The following is a 21,872-nucleotide window of genomic DNA, read 5'->3' on the forward strand; positions in this document are numbered from 1 at the left end:
CGAGACCTGCGGGCGGGGCCGCGCCCGTCCGTCCCAGCGCCTGCGCCAACGGACCTAGTAGGTGAATGAGCAACGACGACCAGAAAGGCGATCTCGCGATGACCGATCTGAAGCTTTGGCAGAAGCACGAGATCGTGCTGACCGCGGAATGCGAGTACGACAACCCCTATTCCAAAGTCGGCGTATGGGTCGACCTCGAGGGTCCGGGATTCTCGGGCCGAATCCGGGGTTTCTGGAACGGCGGGCGGGAGTTCGTCGTGAGAGTGCTGGCGACGGCGCCCGGGAAATGGCGCTGGCGGAGCGGCAGCGCGCCCGAGGATGCGGGGCTGTCCGGCAAGTCGGGCGCATTCAGCGCCAGCGCCTGGTCCGAGGCGGAACTGGCCGAAAATCCCAATCGCCGCGGCATGGTGCAAGCGACGCCGGACGGGCGCGGCCTGCAGTATGCCGACGGAACACCGTTCTTCCTGCTTGGCGATACCTGGTGGGCGCTGCCAAGTTTCCGGTTCCCGTTGCGGATGCCGGACAACCCGAAACCTGTCGCGCCCGGCGCCACACTGAACGATCTGGCACATCACCGCCGGACGCAGGGGTTCAACTGCATCGCCATCCTTGCAGCGCAGCCGGGCTGGGCGAACGACGGCCACCCGCCGCGCATCCAGATGGAAGACGGCACCTGGATCCGCGCGGCCTGGCGGCAGCCGGGCACCCAGTCGGCCAAGGACATGCACAACGACGGCGGCCGGCCGTTTGAATTCCCGGGCAAGGTTCCAGGACTCGAGGACGTCTTTCCGGACGTCGACCGGATCAATCCCAAGTATTTCAAGGTGCTCGACGCGAAGGTCGACTACCTGAACAGTCTGGGCTTCGTGCCGTTCATCGAGGCCGCGCGGCGCGATACCGGCGAGGCGTGGCGCAGGTTCCACGACTGGCCGGAGAGCTATGCGCGATACGTCCAGTACATCTTCGCGCGCTACCAGGCGAACATCGCGATCCTCAGCCCGATCCACTATGACTCTTACCAGCAGACGATCCCCGGGCGGGACTACAATGCCCCCTGCAACATGGTGGTGGAGCGCTGGGGTCGGCCACCGTTCGGCACGCTGCTGTCGGCGAACCCGAACCCCTCGACGCTGGCGAATTTCGGCGGCCCTAATGAGTGCCGCTGGCTGGACTTGCACCAGATCGGCAACATGCGCGAGCATCATTCGTACTGGCACCTTACCGAGATGTTCAACCAGCATCCGCCGAAGCCCGCGATCAACGGCGAGCCCTACTATGCCGGGCTGCATCAGCTGGGTGACCCTTATCCGTTGCGTGCAGAGCCGGACAGCGAGACCGATCTGGCGCAGGTGCGGTCGGGTCTGTACGGCAGCTTCCTGTCGGGCGGCTTCGGCGGAGTGATCTATGGTGCCGAGGGCATCTGGCAGGCGGATACCGAGGACGAGGCGCTCTACCCGATGTGGAAGTCGTTCCTGTGGCGCTCGGGCGACCAGGTGCGGCACCTCAAGACCTTCGCCGAGGCGCGGGGCTCGCGCTATCGGGAACTGGTGCCCGATGCGAACCTCGTGGTGCCGAGCCAGACCGGGCAGGCGATCGGCTACACCGGCTGGCGCTTTGCGGCGGCAACGCCGGAACGGGATCTTGTGCTGATCTATTTCGAGCCCGAAGGCGAAGAACCCGTCTATCTGCGGTCGCTGACCGACGGCACCGCTTTTCGCGGGCAATGGTTTGACCCGCGCTCCGGGAAGTGGGGAGACGGGTTCGAGGCAGGAGCCGCTGGCCGGGACGGCAAACTCGTATTGCCGTCGCGTCCGGACCATCGGGATTGGGGACTGATGCTGGAGGCGGTCGCCCTCTGATGTGCGACCGCGGCGCCAGGCTGGATGACGGGGGCGGCGTCGGTCGCCCCCGTCCAGGCGGTCGCTGGCGGCGCTACCAGGGGCGCTCTTCCAGCGCGACGGTCTCGTCCATGGGCATGCCGAGCTTCTCGTAGAACGCGCGGCGCATGCGCCGGTCCTTGTCCTGCACCTTCCAGGCGCGCTTGGCGACGTCATCGGCCTCGGCCTGGGGGATGACAATCACCCCGTCCCCGTCGGCGACGATGCCGTCCCCGGGGCGCACCATCACGCCACCGCAGGTGATCGGCTGGTTTGTCGAGGCAAGCTCCAGCCGGCCGGCCATGTGCCGCATCGAGCGGACCGAGCAGAACACCGGCGATTTCTGCAGGATGCATTCGTCGGAATCGCGGCATGCCCCATCGATGATCAGGCCCACCGTGCCTTTCACGGCGGCATCCAGGACATTGTTCGACCCCAGCAGCCCGCAGCGCGACTGCTTGCAGTCGATCACATGCACTTCGTCCGGCGCGCCGAACTTGTGACCCGCCGGCCAGAGCGCGTCGGAATGGGTGCTGCCGTCAGGATTGCGCTTGTACTGCCGGTCGTCGAACTCGTCGTAGGACATCCGCGGGATGGTCACGTCAATCAGGTTGAACGCCGCCGTCGTGGCGATGCCGGCAAAGCGGATGCCCGGAAACAGCGGCCGGATGCGCGGATCCATCTCGTAGCTGTTCATCATGCCGAGCGAGTCGAGCGCGTCGGTGACGTCGGAAGTACGAACCTTGCGCAGGATCGCAAGGGTGTCTTGGCTGATGGCCATTTCTGTCCTCGATTGCTTGGGTTGGGAATTCAGGTCCAGATCGCCTCGCCGGTCTCGGCGTCGAAGAAATGCAACCGCTCGGTGTCAAGCTGCACGGTCACTGTCTGGTCGATGGCAACTTCGCTCTTGGCGGTGAAGCGCGCGATGCAGCGGCCCTTGGCGTCGTTCGACTTGATCTCGTCGAGCGAGTCGGAACTGCGCACCTCGGCAGCCTGGGCATCGACACCTAGGTGCACGAGGGTATCGGATCCGAGATCCTCGAAAAGCTCCACTTTGGCGGTCAGCTCGCGGCTCGGATCCCGCTGCGGCGCGGTGGCGGCGTCGCCGATGTCCTCGGGGCGGATCCCGGCGATCAGCGGCTTGCCCTTGTAGCGGGACAGACCGGGGCGGGCGTCAAAAACGGATTGCGGGATCCGGATATCGCTGCTGCCGAGCTTCAGCGTCGGACCACCGTCTATGGCCGCATGGTAGAGGTTCATCGTCGGCGAGCCGATGAAGGCCGCGACGAATGTGTTTGCCGGCCGGTTGTAGATGTCGGTCGGCCGGTCGACCTGTTGCAGCACCCCGTCCTTCAGCAGTGCCACGCGGTCGCCCATGGTCATCGCCTCGGTCTGGTCGTGGGTGACGTAGATCGTGGTCACGCCAAGCCGGTGCTGCAACGAATGGATCTCGGCCCGCATCTGCACCCGCAGCTTCGCGTCGAGGTTCGAGAGCGGCTCGTCCATCAGGAAGACCGACGGATTGCGCACGATTGCCCGGCCCATGGCGACGCGCTGGCGCTGGCCGCCGGACAGATGGCCCGGGCGCCGCTTCAGATAATCTGTCAGTTCCAGAATCCGCGCGGCCTCGCGCACGCGGGCGTCGATCTCGGACCTCGGCATCTGCGAGATCTGCAGCGCGAAGGCAATGTTGTCGAATACCGACATGTGCGGGTAGAGCGCGTAGTTCTGGAACACCATGGCGATGTCCCGGTCCTTCGGATGGACGTCGTTGACGAACTGGTCGCCAATCCACACCGCACCGTCAGTGATATCCTCAAGCCCGGCGATCATCCGAAGTGCGGTGGACTTGCCACAGCCCGACGGGCCGACCAGCACCAGGAATTCGCCATCGGCGATGTCGACATTCAGCCCGTCGACCGCGCGCAGATAACCACCGGCGTAGGTTTTGGTGAGATTCTGAAGCGAAACGCGTGCCATCTAGCGATTTTCCTTCCGCATCGTCGAGATCATTTGAAGCCGGTGGTGGCGATGCCGCGGACCAGCAGCCGCTGCGAAGCCAGGAAGAACCCCAGCACCGGGCCGATCGAGACCAGCACCATGGCGAACATTCCGCCGTAGGATGAAGTGCCGCCCGAGGGGTCGAGAAACAGCCGCAGGGCCACCGGCACGGTCATCTTGTCGATTTCGGTCAGGTAGATCAGCTGACCGAAGAAGTCGTTGTAGGTGTTGATGAAGGTGAACACCGCGGTTGTGGCGAGTGCCGGCATTGTCAGCGGCAGGATGATCCGCCAGTAGCGTTGCCAGTAGGTGGCGCCGTCAATGGTGGCGGCTTCTTCCAGCTCGCGTGGCAGCGAGCGCATGAACTGCACCATCAGGAAAATGAAGAACGCGTCGGTCGCCAGGAACTTGGGAACCACCAGTGGCAGGATCGTATTCACCCAGCCGATCTTCAGGAAGAATACATACTGCGGGATCAGTTGCGCGTGGATCGGCAGCATGATCGTGCCCAGCATCAACGCGAACCAGAACCACTTGAACCGGAAGTTGAGGCGGGCGAACGCGTAGGCCGCCATCGAGCAGGCCACAAGGTTTCCGATGATGGCGAGGGCGCAGATGATGAACGAGTTGACGAAGAACACGCCGAAGGTCTTGTCGCCGAACAGGTTCCAGCCGGTGATATAGTTCTGCAACGTCCAGGTGTCGGGGATCAGTCCGAGATCGGCGAATATCTCGTTCTCCGGCCTCAGGGACGAGAACACCATCCAGATCACCGGATAGAGCATGACGAACAGCAGCCCGAGCAGGATCAGGTGAAGGCCGAGCTTCTTCGCGCGCGCCTTGTTGCGCCGCCGGCGGCGGTTTGCGGCCAGCGCTTCGGTGTCGTAGCTGCGCTCGAACACGGGGGCGGCGACGGCATCGGTGGTCTTACTTGTCGCCATAGAACACCCAGTATTTAGCGGACCAGAAGATCAGCGCCGTAAACAGCGCGATCGCGATCAGCAGCACCCAGGCCATCGCCGAGGCGTATCCCATTTCCAGGTGCTGGAACGCGCGCTGATACAGGTACACGGTGTAGAGCAACGTCGAGTCCACCGGCCCGCCGGTCCCGCGCGAGATGACGAAGGCCTGCGTGAACGACTGGAACGACTGGATCGTCAGCAGCACCATGTTGAAGAAGATCACCGGGGTCAGCAGCGGCAGCGTGATCCGCCGGAATTTCTGCCACCCGTTCGCGCCGTCGATCGAGGCAGCCTCATAGTAGCTGTCCGGGATCTGCCGCAGGGCGGCCAGGAAGATCACCATTGACGCACCGAAGGTCCAGACATTGAGCGCGATGACCGTGGACAGCGCATATCTCGGGTTGGTCACCCAACTGCGCCCTTCGAAGCCGAACAGTCCGAGCAGATCGTTGAAGACGCCGCGTTCGCCGAACACCTGGTACCAGAGCAGGCCGATACCGACGCTGGCACCGATCAGAGAGGGGACGTAGAACAGCGACCGGTATATCGCCAGGCCGGCGAGCCCACGGTTGAGCACCACCGCTACGGTCAGCGAGAACACCAGCACCAGCGGGACCGAATACCCCACGAACTTCAGCGTCACCCAGAGCGAGTTCTCGTAGCGCCGGTCGCCGGAAATCAGCTTCTCGTAATTCTCCAGGCCGACCCAGGTGGGCGCGCTGAGGACGTTGTAATCGGTAAAGGACAGGTACAGCGACACCGTCACCGGGATGATCGTGATACCGAACAGACCCGCCAGCCACGGGATCAGGAACATATAGGCGGCGCGGTTTTCCAACCGCCGGATGTTCGTACCGGCCCGGCCGGCGGGAACGGCTCTGCCAGACGGCAACACGGCTGCGCCTTGCGGCGCGGGCGTCACCGCGGATTTCTCGGGACCGGGTCCTGGTTTCATTGTCGTCGAGGCCCTGCTGTCTGATCGGTGATCGGCTTCTCGGCCTGGATATGTCCCGGCGCGGCAGTTGCCGCGCCGGGTGCCGCCGGCTATCTAGCCGAGCATGTCGGCCAGCTCGGTCATGAACTGCTCGGCGGCCTCCTCCGGGGTCATCAGCTCGAAGGCGACTGCGTCGTATCCACGATTGATGGCTTCCGTCAGCGCCGCATAGCCGCCAGACGGCCAGCTCACCGGCTTCGCGTCGGGAACGACGCGCTGAAAGACCTCGATCTGCTCACGCTGACCGCGGCTGGTATCTTCTGCGTTCTTCTGCGCCTCCATAAACCGATCGATGGCGACTACGCCGTTGTCGGATTCATAGATCTGCGCCGCTCGGTCATCTTGGGTGAAGAAGTTGATCCAGGCGACCGACGCCGGCAAAAGTTCCTCCGGACAGGTTGCGCCGATCGCGATGCCGTTTGCCCCGAGATCCATTCCGGTGGTGCCGTCCTCACCGGTCGGATAGGTTGCGATACCCAGTTCCTGCCCCGGCTTGACGGCGTCGAGCACGACCTGGTGCGAGTCCAGCCGGTTCGGCGGACGCTCGGTGATGAACGTCCGGCCGTTGGCAATGTTCGACTCCTCGATCAGACTGCCCAGATCCGCGACCATCACCTCGGCGCTATCGGTCAACCCGGCCTTGCGCATGTCTTCCCAGTAGTTGAACCAGTCGACGACGACCTCCACCGGAAACCCGATTTCGCCCTGGTCGAAAACCTCGTAGCCGTTGGATTGTATCCAGGCGACGAAGGTATTGGCCTCTCGTCCCATGTTGTGAGTCGGGTTGACCCCATCGGGCAGCTTCGGCGCGAGAGCCTCCAGATAGTCTCGGAACTCGCTCCAGGTCCAGGTTTCGGGAACAGGCATCCCGGCCTCTTCGGCCATCGTCCTGTTGTACATCATGCCGAAGAAGAACACCCCGGACGGGATCATGTAGAGTTGGCCGTCGTCGCCGCGGCTGGACTCGATCACGGACTCGGCGATGCCGCGGGTATCCAGCTTGCCAGCCTCATAAAGGTCGTCGAGGGGCCTGAGTATGTTCGGCTTGGCGTAAGTCGCCAACCAGCGGGTCTGCATCTGGATCGTGCAGGGCTGGTTGCCGCCGGCCGACTGGATGGTCAGCTTGTCCCAGTGCGGCATCCAATCGGAATTTTCGCGCACCACGGTGACGTCCGGATACTCCTCCTCGAAAAGCTGCAGGATCCGGTCGGTCTTTTCGTTCCGCGATTGCCCACCCCACCAGCTGAAGCGGATTTCGCCGGCGATCGGGTCATCCTGTGCTGCGGCTGGCGCCGGAGCTTGCCCGGCTACGAACGCTGTGCCGAGCAGAAGTGCCGTAAGGCACCTGAACGGTTTCCTCATCATCATCGGTCTTGCACCTCCCTCATTTATCCTTTGGCGGTTGCGGCACCACCTCGAGCGGTGGCCTTTCGCGCGACGGCACTGCCGCCCGCCGGAGATCCGCACCCAGTAAGCCGCACGCTGATCTATGCGCGCAACTGGAGCAATCTTGTATGCAAGATTTTTAGCTGTCAACATGGTATTCGGTGGCCGCCATGCTGCAACCTACCTGCTGGCAGCACCGTCACCGCTTCGCAAAATGGGCTCCTGCGCGTCCGGACGACACCATGGCCTCCGTTCTCACCTTTCGGCTATTCAAAGGAAAAAATGCTTACGTTGGTTGAAAATAAAAGCTTCGCCAATCGTTTGGAGGAGCCGGTGGTGATCCGCCCGCGCCAAATCTTCCACTGTGGCAATGGTCTGTCAGCCACGACGTCGCCGAACGGCAAAGCGATCAGATCAAAATATAACGGTGCATACAAGGGCGAACGTGCCGGCGCGGCATGCACCAATGCCCGCGGGCGATCGCTGGCGGGCCAAGCTGATCAGTTCATCTGCCTGAACGGCCCCCGACGGAGGAGCCACCGCCCCGCACTGCCGCAAGCCAGGCAGGTGGGCCAAGTATACAGCTCATGACGCTCCGCCACGACGTTCCAGCCATGGTCGATGCCGTCATGGAAATCCTGCAGAACCCCGTCACCAACGAAGCGCCGGCACGCAAGCATGTTATCCCTGCCGAGCTTATCGTACGTGGAACGACCGGGCCTCCTTCCAGCATGCGATGATCTTCACCGACTCGATCAGGCATTGCCCTGCCGTCGGACAGCAGGCCCTCCGCCCCGCTGCGCCGAGAGCATACCGCACATGGTCCGGCCTCGGTTCCTTTGGCCGTTTGAGCTGATCGCTACCACTTGATCACCATCGTTGATGAACATGCGGGGCGATGCGCTCTGCATAAATTTCCCGCATGGCGGACATTGCATCCGCGGATAGCGGCGGCAACGCGTCAGCTCCGGCATTTCCGCGCGCTTGCTCGGGGCTGCGCCCGCCGGGAATGACGACGGAAACGGCCTCCTCCATAAGGATCCACCGCAGGGCGAACTGAGCCATGGTCACGTCCGCCCCGACATGGGCTCGGATTTCTTCGGCAGCCTCCAGCGCCACCTCGTAGGGAACGCCGGCAAATGTCTCGCCCACATCGAATGCATTCCCCGCCCGGTTGAAGGATCGATGATCATCGGCGGCGAAGGCGGTGTCCCTGTGCATCTTTCCGGTCAGCATCCCGCTGGCCAACGGGACGCGGACGATGACTGCAACCCCTTTCGCCAAAGCCTGAGGAAAGAACAGCCCGGCCGGTCGCTGGCGAAAAATATTGTAGATGATCTGCACCGAAGCAAGGTTCGGATACTCGATCGCTTTCAGCCCCTCCTCGACCTTCTCAACCGAGGCCCCGTAATGCGCGATCTTGCCCTTGACGACCAGGTCGTCGAGCGCGCCGAAGACCTCGGGGCGGTAGAGGACCTCGGTCGGCGGGCAGTGAAGCTGCAACAGGTCCAGACGGTCAACGCCAAGGTTTGACAGGCTGCGGTCGACAAATCCTTCCAGCGCCGCGGCAGTGTGGCCGTCCGCGACATGGGGCGTGAGCCTGCGACCGGCCTTGGTCGCCACGAGCGGCCGGTCGCCACCGCGCTCAGAAAGCACATCGCCGATCAGCCGTTCGGAGCGGCCGTCGCCATAGACGTCTGCCGTGTCGATAAAACCGATACCACCGTCGAGCACCTCATGAAGTGTCGCTTTCGCATCCGTTTCGCTGACGACGCCCCAGGATCCGCCGATGGCCCACGCGCCAAAACCGATAGCTGTCGTACTCCAGCCGGTTCTCCCGAAGGGTCGAGTTGACAATGCCATTTTCCGCACCTCCATTGCTGACCGCGGCAGGCCGCGGCAGCGCCAATCATGACAGGCAATCGAAATTGCCCGCCGCCTCAGCTCACGAACCGGTTGACGATGTTTTCCAGCCGCTCCTGCCGACCCGACCGGGGGGCGGGATTGATACCTTCGGCAGCCACGCGCGCGGCAATCTCCTCGAGGTCCGAAGACAACATCGCCCGCGCGGCAGGATCGTCCCAGGCCGCGTAGCGCTCGGCGCGCATGGCCTCCAGCGTGCCATCTTCCAGCATCGCATGGGCAGCCTTCAGACCAGCCGCGCAGACGTCCATTGCGCCCACATGCGCGGCGACGAGGTCCACCGGGTCGAGGCTCTGCCGACGCAATCTCGAGTCGAAGTTGGTGCCGCCGGTGGTGAAGCCGCCGGCCTTCAGCACCTCGTAGTAGGCCAGCGCCACCTCGGGCACGTTGTTGGGGAACTGGTCGGTGTCCCAGCCGGACTGGTAGTCGTTGCGGTTCATGTCGATCGAGCCCAGGATACCCAGCGCCCCGGCCAGCGCCAGCTCGTGCTCGAAGCTGTGCCCGGCGAGGATCGCGTGGCCCTGCTCGATGTTCATCTTGACCACGTCTTCGAGACCAAATTCCTTCAGGAAGCCGTAGACCGTGGCGACATCGTAGTCGTACTGGTGCTTGGTGGGCTCCTGCGGCTTCGGCTCGATCAGGATCTGCCCCTTGAAACCGATCTTCTCGGCATATTCGACGACCATGGCAAGGAACCGACCGGCCTGAGCACGCTCGCGCGCGAGGTCGGTGTTCAGCAACGTCTCGTAACCCTCGCGCCCGCCCCAAAGTACGTAGTTCTCGCCTCCAAGGCTGTGGGTTGCATCTATGCAGGTCTTCACTGTCGCGGCGGCGAAGGCAAACACCTCCGGGTCGGGGTTCGTCGCGGCGCCGGCCATGTAGCGACGGTGCGAGAACAGGTTCGCGGTCCCCCATAAAAGGCGCGGTCCGCCCGCCTGCATCTTCTGGCCGATGTGGTCGACCATCTCTTCGAGGTTACGGGTGTTTTCGGCCAGATCGGCGCCTTCAGGGCGGATATCGGCATCGTGAAACGCGAAGTAGGGCTGGCCCAGAATGGCGAACAGCTCGAACGCCGCGTCAGCCTTCATTTTCGCAAGTTCCAGCGTGTCGCCGAACCACGGCCGTTGCAGGGTCTGCCCGCCGAAGGGATCACCGCCCTGCCAGGCGAAGCTGTGCCACCAGGCAACCGAAAAGCGCAGGTGGTCCTCGAGACGCTTGCCGCCGATCGTCGCATTCGGATCATAGTGACGGTAGGCAAGTTCGTTGCCGCTCTCGGTTCCCTCGTAGGCGACGGGGGCGATGCCGGCGAAAAAGTCGGTCATGGTGTTTACCTTGTGTACGAGACGCTGAATCGAGGACGCACCCTCGCCATGGATCAGCGCGCAGCCCAGAGCAGACCGCGGCGCAGAATCTCCTTCATTGGCGGCACGTCGAACTCGGCAGCGACATGGCCGAGCGCCGAATAGAAGACCCGTCCGGCGCCGTAGCGATGCTTCCAGACCACCGGCATCACCACCCCCGAGGTCCAGGGAGCATGTTCGCCCGAGAAGGTCGTGCTCGCCAGCACTTCGATGCCGGGGTCGACGTGCATGAAGTACTGTTCCGACCGGTAGTCGAAGTCTGCGATACCGGCAACGATGGGGTCGTCCGGCCTGTTGATGTCGACGCGATAGTCGATGATGTCGCCGGGGTGCGCGACCCACTGGCCGCCGACCATGAACTGGTAGGCCGGCTCCATCCGGAACGCGTCGGCCATACCGCCGTGGTGCCCGCCCAGACCGGTGCCCGCTTCGACCGCCGCGATGAGGTTCTGCAGCGGCTCCTTTTCGACCTGCACCTGGGTGATCATCGGCACGATAAGGTCGTACCGGCCAAGATCGCCCTCGCCAAGCACGTCCGTGCCCTGCTCGCGACGGACCTGGAAGCCGCTCTCGGTCAGCATTTCGTCCACTATCCGAGAGCAGGCCTCGGGTTCATGGCCTTCCCATCCGCCCCAGAAGATAAGGGCCTGTCGATTGCTCATATCGTCTCCACAGTTCGAATTACGCCGACCGCTGCGCCGGGCGCGAGGGCTGCCGGCCGATCGCAGGTTGTCGAGAGTTCAATCGCCCGGCCGGAGTCCGACGAAGCCAGAAGCGCCTCCATCGCCTCGAGAACGTGCAGCGCCAGCGCGCCGCTGGCAGCGTGCGGTCGGTTCTCCGCAATTGCCGCCGCCATGTCCGCAAGGCCCAGGCCGCGATAGTTTCCGTCGCCATGACCATGGGTCATCGGCTGTACCGCCCAGGCGCCGTCGAACATTTCGACGTCGCCGTCGAACCGGTTCGGATCGGGGATCAGCAGCGATCCTTCGGTTCCGTACAGCTCGAGCGGTTTGTGCTGGTGCGCCGGAACATCGAAGCTGGTCGCGATCTGAACCACGGCACCCGACGCGAACTCCATCACGCCGGCGACATGGGTCGCAACATCGACCGGAACGGTTGCGCCCGCCCGTGGGCCGGTCGCGATCGTCCGACGATCGCGTGCGCGCACGCCAAAGGCCGCAACGCGCCGCGCCGGCCCGAGAAGGTTGACCATGCCGGTGATGTAGTATGGGCCCATGTCGAAAAGCGGCCCGGCACCAGGACCGGCGTAGTAGAAATCCGGGTTCGGATGCCAGCGCTCATGCCCGGGAAGCATCAGTGTCGCGGTTCCGGCGGTCGGGGCGCCAATCAGACCGCCGTCCAACAGCGCGCGGGCGGTCTGGTGGCCGCCGCCGAGAAACGTATCCGGCGCACAGCCGACGCGAAGGCCGCGTGCCTCGGCCGCGTCGAGCAGGCGCCGCGCCTCGCTCACGCTGCCCGCCAGCGGCTTTTCCGAGTAGACGTGTTTGCCCGCTTCCAGCGCGGCAAGGCCGATTTCGACATGCGCGGCCGGTATGGTGAGATTGAGCACAATGTCGATGTCGTCGCGCGCCATGAGTTGCGCGACCGACACAGCGTCGACACCGTGGGCGGCGGCCTTTTCTGCCGCGGCTTCGGGGCGCAGATCGGCAACGGCGCGAAGCGCAATCTGCGGGAACAGCGCAGCGTTGGCGAGATAGATGTCGCTGATCACGCCGCAGCCGACGATCCCTACTCCAAGGGGTTTCATGCCGCCTCCTTCATTCGCCGTCCGTCCTGCCCGAACAGATGCAGGTTCTGCCGTTCTGGTGTGAGATAAAGTTGCTCGCCCGCTTTCAGGCGTACATGTCCGGGCAGGCGCACCGTCACGTCGCCCAGACCGTCAGCGACCATATAGGCGATCGTATCCGCGCCCAGCGTTTCGACGACCTGTGTCCTGGCCGCCCAGTCGCCGCCGGTCCGGTCGACCAGGATGTGTTCCGGCCGGATCCCGACGGTACGCACGTCGTCGCGCGCGATGGCCGAGCCCGGCAGCAGGTTCATTTTCGGCGAGCCGATGAAGCTGGCGACGAACTCGGTTTGCGGCGCTTCATACAGTTCCATAGGCGGGCCGACCTGTTCGATCCGACCGGCGTTCATCACCACGATCTGATCGGCGAGGGTCATTGCCTCGACCTGGTCATGGGTGACGTAGATCATCGTGGCGTCTATCGACTGGTGCAATTGCGCCAGTTCCACACGCATCTGCGTGCGCAGTGCGGCATCGAGGTTGGACAGCGGCTCGTCAAAGAGGAACACCTTGGGGTGGCGCACGATCGAGCGGCCGATGGCGACGCGCTGGCGCTGCCCCCCCGAAAGCTGGCCCGGTCTGCGATCCAGATGGTCCTGCAGGGCCAGGATCCGGGCGGCCTCGGCCACGCGCTCCTTCCGCTCGGCGGCCGGGATCTTCGCGAGGCGCAGGCCGAAATCAATGTTCTGCTCGACGGTCATGTGCGGGTAGAGCGCATAGGACTGGAACACCATCGAGATGCCCCGGTTCGACGGCTCCTGCAGAGTCACGTCCTCGCCGCCGATCAGAACCTGCCCTGACGTGGGCATTTCGAGACCGGCTATGGTGCGCAGCAGAGTGCTCTTGCCGCAGCCGGACGGGCCGACCAGAACGGTAAAGGATCCGTCCGGAACCGTCAGGTTCAGATCCGGGATCACGGTAACATTGCCGAACGACTTGTTGACGTTCTGGAGGCGGACTTCAGCCATATAGACGACTCCTTGCGCCGGACATCACCGGGCCTCGTAGAGGAAGTGGAGGAAATCGGCCGGTCGACCACGGCCCGAGGTATCGTGGGCGCACATGCCCACGAACGCTCCGGTGAAGTTGTTGCCGGGCCCGTTGCCGGCCTCGTCCGAGATCGCGGACTGGTCCAGCACGATGCCAAGATCCCGCCAGTCGCCGCCCGCGGCGAAGCGGAACCGGAGTTCGCTGCCATCGACGTCGCAGCCCAGCCGCACCGGCCCGTCCGCCGGAAGTGGGATCGGCTGGACCGGGTACTCAACCCGCGCGTCCGGCCAGTCGGCAGGGCAGCTGTAGACCGTCAGAACCCGGTCGCCAGCGCGGTCCGCCGTAACAGCAAGGTAGTGGAACTTGAAGCGGCCATACCATGCGATCAGTCCTGCAAAGTGCTGATAGTCGCCGGGCTGGACGTCGACCTCGGTCTCTGCGCGGAAGGCCAGGTCGGTCTGACGTCTGGCCACCAGCGCGTGCTCGAACTGCGAGCCAGGCGACTCGCGGCCGAACAGGCGCAGCGCGCCGGGTCGGTCCGTGAGCGAAAAGAGGCGCGCGGGTTCGGGCGTGCGCAGCCACTGGAACCCGTCCGGCAGCGGCCCGGGCGCGAACCGGGTCAACGTCGGCTCAGCGTCGAAACGGTGCTCCGGCAGGTCGGGGGCATCGACGCGCGCCGCCGGAACGTTGCCGCCGTGGGCGAGACGCGGAAAGGCCCCTTCCTCCCACACGAGTTTCTGAATTGCCGTCTCGCGACCGAGCGGCGAACGCCGCACGTCGTCGGCATGGATCCCCGCGCCAGGGCCCGCAGGCTTGCGGCGCGTCTCGTCCAGCGGTCGCGAACACAGGTGTACCATGTAGAACTCGCCGGTCTGCGTCTCGACGATGTCGGCATGGCCCGCACGCTGCAGCAACGCGTCCGGCGCGTCCTTCGCGGTCAGGACGTGCCCGGCCGGATCGGTCTCGTAGGGGCCCGTCAAGTTGCGCGACCGCGCCATCGTCACCGCGTGATCGTAGCCGGTGCCGCCTTCCGCCGTCAGCAGATAGTACCATCCGTCGCGGCGGTAGAGATGCGGCCCCTCGGTCAGCCTGAGTTCGGTGCCGCAGTAGATGTTCGTCACCGGCCCGACCAACCGCCGCTCGGCAGGGGCGTACTCCTGCATCACGATCCCGCCGAAACGGTCGCCGCCGGTCCGGTTGTGATCCCAGATCATGTTGAGCAGCCATTTCCGGCCGTCTTCGTCATGAAACAGCGACGGATCGAAACCGGACGAGTTCAGATAGATCGGATCCGACCACGGTCCTTCGATCGCGGGCGCGGTGACAAGATAGTTGTGGGAGTCCTTCCAGGCGCCGTCGCGCCGCTTCACGTCTGTATAGATCAGCCAGAACTGCCCGTCGGCATGGCTCAGGCAGGGCGCCCATACTCCGCCCGAATCCGGGTCGCCGCGCATGTCGAGCTGGCTGGCGCGATCGAGCGGGCGGGAAATCACCCGCCAGTTCACGAGATCGCGCGAGTGATGGATCTGGACCCCCGGGAACCATTCGAAGGTGGATGTGGCGATGTAGTAGTCATCGCCCGCGCGAACGATCGAGGGGTCCGGGTTGAACCCCGGCAATATGGGATTTTCGATGGAGGTCATGGCCTTATCCCTTCACGGCGCCGCCGGTCAGGCCCGCGACGATGTACTTCTGCGCTGCCAGAAAGAAGATGATCGCCGGCACGATGGTCAGCGTGACGAAGGCGAGCGTCTGGTTCCACTCGGTCACGTATTCGCCGCGGAACTGCATCATCCCGAGCGGCCAGGTGAACACTTCGCGGGAATTCAGCACCACCAGCGGAAGCAGGAAGTTGTTCCAGCTCTGCACGAAGACGAACACCCCGACGGTCGCGAGGATCGGCGTCGACAGCGGCAGCGTGAAGCGGAAGAAAAATCTCACATAGCCGCAACCGTCGATATAGGCGGCCTCGAACAGCTCCTTCGGCAACTGCTCGAAGAACGTTCGGAACAGCAGAATGGCCAGCGAAAGGCTGAACGCCGCCTGCGGCAGGATCACCGCCCAGTAGGTATCGAGCAGGCCGATGTCGCGCACCTTGACGAACAGCGGCAGGATTGCCGTCGCAAACGGAAACATCAGCCCCAGTAGAAGGTAGGAGAACAGCATCCGTGAGCCGAAGAAGCGGATCTGGGCGAACACATACGCGGCGGCCGCGCCCACGATCAGCGTCAACACCACTGCCAGCGACGAGATCATCAGCGAGTTGCCGAGATAGCGCCAGAAGGCCGGGTCGCTCACGATTGCGCCGTAGAATTCCCAGTTCCAGCTGTCGGGAAGAGCGAACGCGCTGGTACGGATCTCGGCATTTGTCTTGAAGCCGCCGAAGACGGTGGCGAGCATGGGCGCGAGCACGAAGCTCGCCACGAAGCACAGGAACGCCACGCGCAGGATGTTTCGGGTGATGTTGGCGCGGGTCACGATTGCCCCCGTTTCATGAAGAAGCGCTGGTAGAACACGGCCACGGTGATCGCCACGATGAACAGGATCACGCCGACGGCGCTGCCGAAGCCGATGTTCAGCCGGGTCAGTCCGAAGGTGTAGAGATAGGTGACAATCGTGTGGGTCTGGTTCGACGGGCCGCCATTGGTCAGCGGGATGATGAGGTCGAACACCTGCAGCGCGCCGATGATCGCGAAGAAGGCGCTGACGATGATGGCCGGCTTGATCTGCGGCACCAGCACGTACCGGACGATCTGCGGTCGCTTCGCCCCCTCGATGCGTGCGGCTTCGACCAGATCCTCGGGCACACCCTGAAGGGCGGCGATGTAGATCATCATGTGAAAGCCGAAGTACTTCCACACGATGACCGTCATGACGGCGACGAACGCCCAATCGCGATCGGCGAGGATGAAGAACGGCTCGGTGCCGAGAGACTGCGCAAGCGAGGCGCTGACCCCGTAGTTGCCGTCGAAAACGAAACTCCAGATCAGTCCGGCCGCGACCTCGGCCAGGATATAGGGCAGGAAGAACACGAGCCGGAAAAAGGCGTTGGTCGGGGTCTTGCGGTAGATCAGCAGTGCCAGCAGCAACGCCAGCGGCATCTGCAGGAAAAGTGAGACGGCGACGATCTTCACGGTGTTGCCGACCGCGACATGGAAGACAGAATGATCGGCGATCCGCTGGTAGTTCTGCAGCCCGACGAAGTCGGTCGGCACGCCATAGCCGTTCCAGTTGAAGAAGGAATAGTAGAACGACTCGCCCAGCGGCAGCATCACGAACAGAGTGAACAGGATGAGCGCGGGCGGCAACAGGATCAGCGTTGCCGATATCCGGCCGTTGTTGAGCCCGAGGCGCAGGCGCTCGGTCAACGACAGGCGCCGACCGGGTGCAGAGTAGACTTGACTGGGGGCGGAAGCCGCCATGCCCATCCTCACTTGCATAGGTGGTTGCACGAAGCGCGCGCCGCCGAGGGCAGCGCGCGCCGCTTTGCGATTAGCGGAAGTCCCACGCCTCCTGGACCTGGGCAGCAGCCTCATCGGGAGTGATGGCGCCCTGCGCAAGGTCCGCAGAGATATCGTTCACGGTTGCGCCGACAGAGGCACCCAGGAACTGGTCGAGGAACACCTGATGGTAGCTCGATTCTGCAATGTCCTGCGCGACCTTCTGGAAGAACGGGTTCTCCAGCGCCTCGCCGGCCCCCTTCACGATCGGAATGAAGATGCCTTTCTCGGCAATCTCGCGCTGATGCTCTCCGTTCAGAAGGAAAGTCAGGAAGTCGACAGCCTCGGGTTCGGCTGAGTGCGACACCGCCCAGCCGTTGATCCCGCCGAGCGTGGCCTTGTCACCACCTTCGGCAACCGGGCCCTCGACGACAGGGAACTGGATGATGGCAAGCTGTTCGTCCGAAAGGCCTTCGCCACTGGTGGACCGAGCGCGCATGGGCAGGTAATCCCAGTCGCCCATCAAATGGAACGCGCCCTTGCCGTCGGCGAACATGCCGCTCGCAGTCTCATAGGTGGTCCCCATGAAGCCAGGCTGGAACGGATCCAACTCGGCCAGCTTCTGGAACTCTGCGCCGGCCTCGACGAAAGCTTCGTTCTCGAAGCCGCCTTCTTCACCGGACATTGCGGTGGTCACGACATTCGGCCCGCCTTCGCGCAGCGCCAGATAGCTCCAGTAGAAATGAAGCGGCCACTTGTCCTGACCGCCGGCGATGATCGGCGTGACGCCCGCCTCCTTCAGGACGGTCACCGCATCGAGGAAGTCCTGCCACGTCTCGATTGCCGTGTGATCGACGCCTGCCTGTTCGGTCAGGTCGGTATTCACCCAGAAGACGACCTCGGTCGCATAGAGCGGCAGGCCGCGCAGCTGGCCGTCGACCGTATAGGCCTCGAGCGCCGCTTCCGGAAAGGTGGCCTTGATCTCGGCCGGCACCTGCTCGGTGATATCGGCCAGAAATCCGGCATTGGCCTGGTCGACCAGCGTCTCGCCGCCCCAGCTGTAGAAGATGTCGGGCCGCGCATCGGATTGCAGCAAAGTCGGCAGCTTCGACTTGTAGGCTTCGTTCGCAATGAACTCGAAGACCACCTTCACGCCGGGGTTCTGTGCCTCGTAGTCCTGCGCGACGCGCCGGTAGAAGGCCTCCTCCTGATCGCCGGGCTGAACTCGCAGAACCGTCACTTCGGTTTGCGCTGCGGCGGAACAGGCTCCGACGGCGGCGGCGAACACCGCTGCCAGGCTCATAGTCCTCTTCATGCTTTCCTCCCTCGGATGTCGCGGTCCGCCTGCACCCAGTGCGGCGACCGCATGGAATCAACTTTGAGCAACGTACGTCAAAAATAGTCAAAACAAAATCCCCTTTCTTGAGGCCTGTCGGTTCGGGCAACGTCAGGGAAGATTGTCGCGCAGGAAGATCTCGACGCCGATGTTTTCCTGAGACCGATCGATGGCAGCGCCGTCGATCAGCGCGCGCAGGATACGGACCGCACTGCGAACCTCGCGCGCCGCGTTCTGGTTGATCGCGGCGTCGAACAGACCGGACAGCAGCGCCTCCCGGGTGTGAGGGGTCAGTTCGTGGACGACGATTGCCGGCCGGATATCGGGCGTCACAGCCGAAACCGCGCGAATGATCCCGCGATTTCCGGCGCCAAGGCTGTAGATCCCCACCACGTCCGGATGCCTTTCGAGCACCGAGCCGAGCTCGCGCGCCACGATATCCGCGTCATCGCGCCCCTCTATCGTGGGATGCACCTCAAGCCGGGAGAATTCGCCGCGCATGACCTGCTCGAATCCGAGCCGCCGCTCCGCATGGTCGCGCACGACCATCGAGCCGGCAACGACCGCAATCCTTCCCGGACGGTCGCGGCAGAAACGACCGAGAAGGCCGGCGGCGGTCCGGCCGGCGACGACATTGTCGACCCCCACAAAATAACGCCGATCCGAAGCCGGCAGATCAGAGACAAGGGTGATGACCTGTATTCCCCGGCGCACCGCACGCGCAAAGGCATCGGCCACCCTGGCGTCGTCGGTCGCGACCACTGCCACGCCGTCTACCTCGGCCGGATTCAGTGCCTCGAGCCGCGAGACCAACGCGGCGCCATCGAACGGCGGCACCGTCTCCACCCGGATCTCGACGCGATTGCGTGCCGCTTCCGCGCTGAACCCCTCGATCTCGGATTGCAGCCCCCGCATGAAGGTATTGGGACCCTCAGGAATGATGAAGCTGAACCGATAGATGCGCTGCTTGGACAGGTTCGCGGCAGCGATGTCCCGCTCATAGCCCAGTTCGCGCATCGCTTCGGCTACGCGCGCAAGCGTGGACGAGCGCACTCCGGGCCGGCCATTCAGGACCCGGTCGACGGTCGACAAACTGACACCGGCGGTTCTGGCGACATCGTGGATCGTGGGGCGGATCATTCGGGCTCTCAATCTTGCAACTGCGGCAATGAGGACCGTACACCAAATTTGCTCACAAATACAACGGGTACGTTCCTTCCGGATGCGAGCAAAACGCCATCAGTCCATCAGGTCTGCCGGTATCGTCAGCGCCGCGCTTGGAAATTGATCCTGGCTTTCCGATCGCCCTTCGAAAAATCCCCTTCCCACCCGCAGAGTGAGTGTTGGCCGACCTCGAGCTTATCCCGATCTTTTGGCGAAGTACCTTCGGGCGATGACCTTCGCGACCGCTTCGCGGCTTGTAACTTCGCGGAACATGCTGATGTCATCATCGCTTCCTTGCTTCAGAATTGAGGAAGGCGCGCAACAAGGCCGGGATGTAGGGCCAGGCAACTGTCCGGAACTTGAGCCGGTCTGCCGAACCCGGTGCGGGCGTGCCGGATTGATCGGACGGCTGCCCCGGCACAAAAGAATGGCCGAGCCCACCGCCCTGGCAGGCTCGGCCTCGAGACGTAGCGTTCAGGCGTCTAGAAAGCGCCTGGCGCTCGGCAGGTGCTTCATCAGCAGGAAGTACGCGATGCCTGCGGGCAGGAGGCTGGCGTACCACGAGAGGGCCGAGAAGGTCAGCGCGGCTCCGACACCGATCGCCATGGCGATGACCGCCGCCCAGTTCACGCCCCGGTAGGGGCCGTCCGCGTCGTAGAGCTTGTCGATGTCCAGCGTCTGCCTGCGCAGCACGAAGTAATCGACGACGAGGATCGCGAAGATCGGACCCAGGAAGGCCGAGTAGGTCTGGATGAACAGGCCCAGACCTGCCGCGGATTCGTCCTTGACCAGCTCCCACGGAAAGGTCGCGAAGGCCAGAAGGCCGACGATCACGGCCGCGGTCTTGAAGTTGATCTTGAACACGTCCATCAGCGCGTAGGCCGGCGGCACCACATTGTTGAGGATATTGGTGGTGACCTGCGCGAAGGCGATGAACAGGAGCGTGGCGACCAGCAGCGGCTTGTTGTCCACGGCGCTCGAGAATACCTTGATCGGATCCACCTCTCCGGTTGCGCCCGACACCATCAGGCCGATCAGGCCCATGAAAAGCGTCGCCGGCAGGATCGAGTTGGCGTAGATCACCACCTGGCGGAACGGGCCGACGTTGCGGCGCAGCTCGCGCGAATAGTCGGATACGTTCAGCATCATCGTGGAGTAGATGCCCAGGAACAGCATCGTCGCGCCCCAGAACGGTGCGCCCCAGGTCCCCTCGACATTGACGAGGTTGGTCATGATCTCGTCGCCGTATTTGCCGATCACGCTGAAGAACATATAGACGAGCGAGCCGATGATGAACACCGAGCCGATGTTCTCGAGCCACTTGATGCCGTGGAAGCCGAGGACCGACAGGCCGATCTGCAGGAACTGGAAGCCGATGAAGAAGACGACCATGTTGTCGTAGCCGAAGAGCGTCGCCGAGACGAGGTTCAGCGCCCCGGCGCCGATCCAGCTTTGGAAACCGAACCAGACGATCGCCGGCACCGAGCGCACCAGCGCCGGGATGCGGGTTCCGGCGAATCCGAACGCCGACCGCGCCTGCACCATGAACGGGATGCCGTACTTGTGCCCGGCCTGCCCGTTGATCATCAGCGCGACGCCGATCACCGCGCAGCCGATCGCGATGGCCACGACGGTCTGCAGCAGGTTCAGCGTTCCGACCAGCCCCGAACCGATGGTGAACGTCCCGATCGAGACGCAACCGCCGAGCCAGGCGAACAGATAGGACCACGGGTCCATGATCCGTGTTTCCTGGGGCGCCAGGCTTTCCTCGCCGATGGCCTTCGTTTCGATATGGCTCACGTGATCCCCGAGCGGGGCGAATGCCGTCTCCGGATGCGGTTCAGTTGCCGTCATGGTTTCCTCCTGGGTCAAGTTATTTTGTGTTTGGGCGGGAATAGCCGTTGATCTTGCTGGTCTTCAGACCGCACGCGACAAGCGCCTCGACCATGCGGGTTGCCACGCCGACGCCGTCGATGACCGGCACGCCGGTCTCCGCGCTGAGCCACTGGGCCAGGTCGGCCATTCCGGCGCAGCCGAGAACCACCGCCTCACAGCGGTCTTCCTCGACGGCGCGCAGGATCTCGGCGCGAACCTTGTCGCGAGCGTTCGATCCGGGGTCCTCCAGCGCCAGCACCGGGATCTGCGCCGACCGGACCCGCCGGCATTGATGCGACAGGCCGTAGCCGTGAACCAGCCGTTCGATCACGGGCACGGAACGGGGCAGCGTGGTCACCACCGTGAACGAGGTCGCGAGCATGCTGGCCGCCTTCACCGCCGCCTCACAGAGGCCCAGCACGGGTCCGGTGGCGATCTCGCGGCAGGCGCCGATGCCGGGATCGTCGAAACAGGCGACCACGATGCCGTCGACGCCCTGGGCCTCGGCGTTCTCGACGCAGGCGAGAAGGCCCGGCACCGACATCGCCTCGTCGTAGTGGCCCTCGATGCTGGCGGGGGTGCCCGACGCGGTCGCCCCGGTGATGGTGACGCCGGTTCCGGCGGCCTTCTGCGCCGCGGCGACGATCTTGCGCGTCATCGCCACGGTCGAGTTCGGATTGACGACGAGAATGTTCATGGCTACTCCTTCGTTATCCAAAATTGTTAACAATCCTGAACGACACGAAGCAAGCTTTT

19 protein-coding genes are annotated in these 21,872 nt (G+C 63.9%); 2 read left to right on the top strand and 17 right to left on the bottom strand.

Annotated elements, in window-relative coordinates; all coding sequences use genetic code 11:
* Positions 1-65 precede the first annotated feature (65 nt).
* Positions 66-1,859 (top strand): apiosidase-like domain-containing protein, encoded by a 1,794-nt coding sequence (locus GE300_RS06930; RefSeq protein ID WP_154445824.1) that lies wholly within the window; start codon positions 66-68, stop codon positions 1,857-1,859.
* A 73-nt stretch (positions 1,860-1,932) separates the two neighbouring features.
* Here the strand turns inward: GE300_RS06930 and GE300_RS06935 are convergent, their stop codons facing one another.
* From GE300_RS06935 to GE300_RS06955, 5 genes are all read right to left on the bottom strand, one after another.
* On the bottom strand, positions 1,933-2,658 hold the full coding sequence (locus GE300_RS06935; protein WP_154445825.1) for an RraA family protein: 726 nt from the start codon (positions 2,656-2,658) through the stop codon (positions 1,933-1,935).
* 29 nt (positions 2,659-2,687) lie between these two features.
* Positions 2,688-3,857, bottom strand: coding sequence for an ABC transporter ATP-binding protein (locus tag GE300_RS06940; protein WP_154445826.1), 1,170 nt, complete (start codon positions 3,855-3,857; stop codon positions 2,688-2,690).
* 29 nt (positions 3,858-3,886) lie between these two features.
* Positions 3,887-4,819, bottom strand: coding sequence for a carbohydrate ABC transporter permease (locus GE300_RS06945; protein ID WP_154445827.1), 933 nt, complete (start codon positions 4,817-4,819; stop codon positions 3,887-3,889).
* Positions 4,806-5,678 carry a carbohydrate ABC transporter permease gene (locus GE300_RS06950; protein WP_233416833.1) on the bottom strand — a complete coding sequence of 291 codons (873 nt, stop codon included), beginning with the start codon at positions 5,676-5,678 and terminating at the stop codon, positions 4,806-4,808. Before GE300_RS06950 ends, GE300_RS06945 begins: the two co-directional genes overlap by 14 nt.
* 210 nt (positions 5,679-5,888) lie before the next feature.
* On the bottom strand, positions 5,889-7,202 hold the full coding sequence (locus tag GE300_RS06955; protein WP_233416834.1) for an ABC transporter substrate-binding protein: 1,314 nt from the start codon (positions 7,200-7,202) through the stop codon (positions 5,889-5,891).
* A gap of 300 nt (positions 7,203-7,502) precedes the next feature.
* On the opposite strand from GE300_RS06955, the gene GE300_RS22880 reads away from it, so the two are divergent.
* Entirely contained in the window at positions 7,503-7,811 is a 309-nt protein-coding gene (locus tag GE300_RS22880; protein WP_233416835.1) for a hypothetical protein, read from the top strand.
* 279 nt (positions 7,812-8,090) lie between these two features.
* On the opposite strand, the gene GE300_RS06960 is transcribed toward GE300_RS22880, so the two are convergent.
* The 12 genes from GE300_RS06960 to GE300_RS07015 form a co-directional block, all read right to left on the bottom strand.
* A complete protein-coding gene (locus GE300_RS06960) occupies positions 8,091-9,083 on the bottom strand; it encodes an aldo/keto reductase (protein ID WP_154445830.1) in 993 nt (330 codons plus the stop codon).
* Between the two features lie 77 nt (positions 9,084-9,160).
* Entirely contained in the window at positions 9,161-10,465 is a 1,305-nt protein-coding gene (gene xylA, locus GE300_RS06965) for a xylose isomerase (RefSeq protein WP_154445831.1), read from the bottom strand.
* Between the two features lie 53 nt (positions 10,466-10,518).
* The gene (locus tag GE300_RS06970; RefSeq protein ID WP_154445832.1) at positions 10,519-11,166 is read right to left on the bottom strand and encodes a ThuA domain-containing protein; all 648 of its coding nucleotides are present in this window, start codon (positions 11,164-11,166) and stop codon (positions 10,519-10,521) included.
* A complete protein-coding gene (locus tag GE300_RS06975) occupies positions 11,163-12,272 on the bottom strand; it encodes a Gfo/Idh/MocA family protein (RefSeq protein WP_154445833.1) in 1,110 nt (369 codons plus the stop codon). The genes GE300_RS06970 and GE300_RS06975 overlap by 4 nt, the downstream gene beginning before the upstream one ends.
* Entirely contained in the window at positions 12,269-13,279 is a 1,011-nt protein-coding gene (locus tag GE300_RS06980; RefSeq protein WP_154445834.1) for an ABC transporter ATP-binding protein, read from the bottom strand. The genes GE300_RS06975 and GE300_RS06980 overlap by 4 nt, the downstream gene beginning before the upstream one ends.
* A 24-nt stretch (positions 13,280-13,303) precedes the next feature.
* A complete protein-coding gene (locus GE300_RS06985) occupies positions 13,304-14,944 on the bottom strand; it encodes a glycoside hydrolase family 43 protein (protein WP_154445835.1) in 1,641 nt (546 codons plus the stop codon).
* A 4-nt stretch (positions 14,945-14,948) separates the two neighbouring features.
* Positions 14,949-15,779 (bottom strand): carbohydrate ABC transporter permease, encoded by an 831-nt coding sequence (locus GE300_RS06990; protein ID WP_325063135.1) that lies wholly within the window; start codon positions 15,777-15,779, stop codon positions 14,949-14,951.
* On the bottom strand, positions 15,776-16,669 hold the full coding sequence (locus tag GE300_RS06995) for a carbohydrate ABC transporter permease (protein ID WP_233416836.1): 894 nt from the start codon (positions 16,667-16,669) through the stop codon (positions 15,776-15,778). The genes GE300_RS06990 and GE300_RS06995 overlap by 4 nt, the downstream gene beginning before the upstream one ends.
* A gap of 124 nt (positions 16,670-16,793) precedes the next feature.
* Positions 16,794-18,044, bottom strand: a complete 1,251-nt coding sequence (locus tag GE300_RS07000; protein WP_233416837.1) for an ABC transporter substrate-binding protein — start codon at positions 18,042-18,044, stop codon at positions 16,794-16,796.
* Positions 18,045-18,188: 144 nt separating this feature from the next.
* A complete protein-coding gene (locus GE300_RS07005; protein WP_154445837.1) occupies positions 18,189-19,217 on the bottom strand; it encodes a LacI family DNA-binding transcriptional regulator in 1,029 nt (342 codons plus the stop codon).
* A gap of 498 nt (positions 19,218-19,715) precedes the next feature.
* Positions 19,716-21,095, bottom strand: a complete 1,380-nt coding sequence (locus GE300_RS07010) for an NCS1 family transporter (RefSeq protein WP_233416838.1) — start codon at positions 21,093-21,095, stop codon at positions 19,716-19,718.
* 19 nt (positions 21,096-21,114) lie between these two features.
* On the bottom strand, positions 21,115-21,813 hold the full coding sequence (locus GE300_RS07015; protein WP_154445838.1) for an aspartate/glutamate racemase family protein: 699 nt from the start codon (positions 21,811-21,813) through the stop codon (positions 21,115-21,117).
* Positions 21,814-21,872: the final 59 nt, after the last annotated feature.

The sequence above is a fragment of the Halovulum marinum genome, assembly GCF_009697225.1.
Taxonomy (GTDB): Bacteria; Pseudomonadota; Alphaproteobacteria; order Rhodobacterales; family Rhodobacteraceae; genus Halovulum; species Halovulum marinum.